Source organism: Vagococcus sp. WN80Y (assembly GCF_059621045.1).
On the sequence record NZ_JCAQHY010000026.1, the window covers coordinates 1 to 673 of the forward strand.

Here is a 673-nt window from a genome sequence, read left to right on the forward strand (position 1 = left end):
TTGATATTCCGGGGATTGACATTGAGGCATTGCCCTTTTACCACGGGACCTCGTACAAAACCTTGGATAAAGGCTTAGGTCACTTTGAACCGTCCTCGATTCCGATTGGCGGTAAAAATACGCGCTCCGTTATCACAGGGCATAGTGGTGTTCAAAATCAGGTCCTGTTTACGGATATCCGTAACTTAAAAGAAGGCGACGTGTTTTTTGTCAATATTCTGGGCAAGCGTCTGGCTTATGAAATTCGCTCCTTTGAAGAAGTTTTACCGAGTGATGTGGAAAAAGTGAAGATTGAGCCGGGAAAGGACATGGTGACCTTATTAACCTGTACCCCACCTGGCATTAATACGTATCGTTTATTGGTCAATGGCTACCGGATTCCTTATGAAAAGGCGGTCGCAAAAAAAGTTGAAAAACGCAATTTGTGGAGCTATCAAACGATTGTTCTACTAACCTTGGCTATTTGTCTGGTGATCTTTGGCTTATTATGGGGCATTTACCGAGTGTTATTAACAAAATCAAAAGCAACCGTTCCGGAGATTTCAGCACGAGCAAAACGTCAATTAACTCGTTTATTGATGCTGACCCGAACACTTTTTGTGGTCTTATTAGTGACCATGATTGGGGTGATTCTCTTCGCACTTTACGGGTATCTACAGATGAAAGAAGACAC

At 42.8% G+C, this 673-nt stretch carries 1 protein-coding gene; it reads left to right on the top strand.

What is annotated here, in order from left to right:
• A partial coding sequence (locus AC5KOD_RS02425) for a class C sortase (RefSeq protein WP_496912960.1) occupies positions 1-673 on the top strand: 673 nt, incomplete at both ends.